This is a genomic window from Nocardiopsis sp. TNDT3, from assembly GCF_003427465.1.
GTDB classification, from domain to species: Bacteria; Actinomycetota; Actinomycetes; order Streptosporangiales; family Streptosporangiaceae; genus Nocardiopsis; species Nocardiopsis dassonvillei.
The window spans coordinates 1-2284 of record NZ_QPFC01000226.1 but is presented as its reverse complement, the minus strand read 5'-3'; the positions used below and the strand labels follow the sequence as shown (position 1 = coordinate 2284).

Genomic DNA, 2284 nt, shown 5'->3' with positions numbered 1-2284 from the left:
GGCGCCCGGGGGATGCCCAAAGGCAACGCTTCCGGGCGCCGCGGCATTCCCGCGAACCCCTGACCGGATGCGGACGTTTGCGCAGGTCAAAAATAGGTTGCTCTCTTTCCGCGCCAGCCCATAGTGTGTACCCCGTCGCAATGACCGCTCCCGGCGCGGGTGCAAGATCCCGCCGCCCGAAAGTGAAGGAGGTGCCCGATCCAATGACCAGCATCACGGAGACCACAGGCTTCGTCGCCGGCTTCGCCATGCCGTCGCATCAGCTGTCCCCGACCGCTGTCCAGGGCAACCTCCTGCGCGGTCACACGGACGTCTTCGCCCTCTTCGGCGAGGCCACCATCGGCAACGGCGGCACCGGGGTCCCCGGATCCCGCTCCCCGTTGACGGTGTCCCAGGTCGAGCGGACCGTCCTCGGCGACGGCAGTGGTGTGTCCGTCGAGTCCGGGCTCGCCCTTGATCGCGGCAAGCGCCAGACGAAGCACGCAGCAGAAGCTACCCAGCGCCCGTATGGCGCATCGGGGGAGTGTCCACGGAGGATTCCGGCCTAGAGCAGGACAGGCCGAGAGTTTCGACCGTGGCCGCGGACCCCGACAGGGGCCGCGGCTTTCTTTGTATCTTCGCCAGCTCCCCGTCCCCCAGGGACGAGGGAGAGGGCGGCGGCATCGCAAGTCCAGGTCCCCCACCGGACCGGTTCCGGTGACCAGTCACCGACCGCGTTGTACGAAACGATCAAAGATCTTGGAGGGCACCGATGCTTGCGTCGGTCCTGGAAACGCCCTGGCTGGGCGACACCGAAGTTCCCTGCCGCCTGGAGCCCGACCTGTTCTTCGCCGAGGCGCCCGCCGACGTCGAGGCGGCCAAGGCCGTCTGCGGCGCGTGCCCCGTGCGGGAGCAGTGCCTGGCCGACGCCCTGGAGCGCGGTGAGCCCTGGGGCGTCTGGGGCGGGCAGCTGCTCGTCTCCGGACAGGTCGTGGCGCGCAAGCGCCCCAGGGGCCGCCCCCGGAAGAACCCCGCCCCGGTCGCGGCCTGACCGTTCCAGCCACAGCCTCACCCGACCCCCACAAGACCCGAAGGACGAAGACGGATGATGATGATGGAACTCATGCGCGTGGTCGAGCGGACCGACGTCGAAACGCGTGAACAGCAGGGCAGGAGGCTCACCGCCCGCCAGCTGCGCGCCCGCCAGCGCGAGGAGCGCCGTGCCGAACAGGCGCTCATGGAAATCGCGTGGTCACGTCTGTGTTGACGTGACGGGACGCACGGCGCCCTGAGCTGATCACGGGACCGGGCGGGGCTCCTCCGGGGGTCACCGTCCGGTCTCTTTTGTGTATCCGAAAGAGCACTGGGGCATCCCGACGGGCCCCTCCGTGGCCCGTCCCACAGCCGAAAAAGGACCCTGGTCAGGGCGGAATGTGCTACAGGGACGTGTTTTTCGGTTACGTTCCCGGATCCGGAGAAGACGCAAGATCGGCGACATAACAGGACAGGACACACCTGTGCTGGAGCGCCTCGCTCGGCTACCGTAAAATCCGTGCCCTCGAACACCAAAATCGAGGTACGACGCAGTCCTCGTCGCCGACGCACGGTGTCGGCCTACAGGGACGGGGACACCACGGTCGTCCTCGTGCCCGCGACGTTCTCCCGCGCAGAGGAAAAGCGCTGGGTGGGCCGTATGCTGCAACGACTCGAGGCCCGCGAGGGGCGCCGCAACCCCGGCGACGCCGAACTCCACGAACGCGCGCTCGAACTGGCCCGCCGCTACCTGGACGGCACCGAACTCCCCGAGAGCGTGCGCTGGGTGGACAACCAGAACTCGCGCTGGGGGTCGTGCACCCCCGAGACCCGCACGATCCGCATCTCCCGCCGCGTCGCCGGAATGCCCTCCTGGGTCGTGGACTACGTGCTCATCCACGAACTCGCGCACCTGTTCATCCCGCACCACGGCCGGGAGTTCTGGGACCTGGTGCGCCGCTACCCCAAGGCCGAGCGGGCCCGCGGCTACCTGGAGGGCTTCAGCGCCGCCTCCCGCGCCGAGTCCGACGACCCCTGCGGAGCCGGGGAGGACGAGGAGGAGCTCGACGCCGCCGAGGTCGCCTTCGACGAGTGAGCCCGGCCACGCACCGGTGGGGCGGGTGCCGCGGTGCCCGGGCCGCCGGGGGCCACGCCGCCGACCCGACGCGAACGGCCCCGCCCGGGACACCGCCCTCTTCCCGGTCCAGCGCCTCGAAGAACCCGCCTCCGGCCCCCGAACCCACGATCCCCGCGGCGCCCCGGACTCCGGGGT

Annotated in this window: 4 protein-coding genes; all 4 read left to right on the top strand. The window is 69.9% G+C overall.

The window, feature by feature from the left end:
* The first annotated feature begins 203 nt into the window (after window positions 1-203).
* The 4 genes from DQW06_RS06220 (at window position 204) to DQW06_RS06210 (ending at window position 2107) form a co-directional block, all read left to right on the top strand.
* Window positions 204-548 (top strand): hypothetical protein, encoded by a 345-nt coding sequence (locus DQW06_RS06220; protein ID WP_117198123.1) that lies wholly within the window; start codon window positions 204-206, stop codon window positions 546-548.
* A gap of 203 nt (window positions 549-751) precedes the next feature.
* Complete coding sequence (locus tag DQW06_RS06215; protein ID WP_013154809.1) at window positions 752-1030, top strand: WhiB family transcriptional regulator; 279 nt, start codon at window positions 752-754, stop codon at window positions 1028-1030.
* Between the two features lie 54 nt (window positions 1031-1084).
* On the top strand, window positions 1085-1246 hold the full coding sequence (locus DQW06_RS29145) for a hypothetical protein (RefSeq protein ID WP_013154808.1): 162 nt from the start codon (window positions 1085-1087) through the stop codon (window positions 1244-1246).
* 285 nt (window positions 1247-1531) lie between these two features.
* The gene (locus DQW06_RS06210) at window positions 1532-2107 is read left to right on the top strand and encodes a M48 family metallopeptidase (RefSeq protein WP_013154807.1); all 576 of its coding nucleotides are present in this window, start codon (window positions 1532-1534) and stop codon (window positions 2105-2107) included.
* Window positions 2108-2284: the final 177 nt, after the last annotated feature.

What these genes read in the sequence shown, in the direction of transcription:
- DQW06_RS06220 (WP_117198123.1), top strand. Translation starts at nt 204, where the DNA reads ATGACCAGCATCACGGAGACCACAGGCTTCGTCGCCGGCTTCGCCATG.
- DQW06_RS06215 (WP_013154809.1), top strand. Translation starts at nt 752, where the DNA reads ATGCTTGCGTCGGTCCTGGAAACGCCCTGGCTGGGCGACACCGAAGTT.
- DQW06_RS29145 (WP_013154808.1), top strand. Translation starts at nt 1,085, where the DNA reads ATGATGATGATGGAACTCATGCGCGTGGTCGAGCGGACCGACGTCGAA.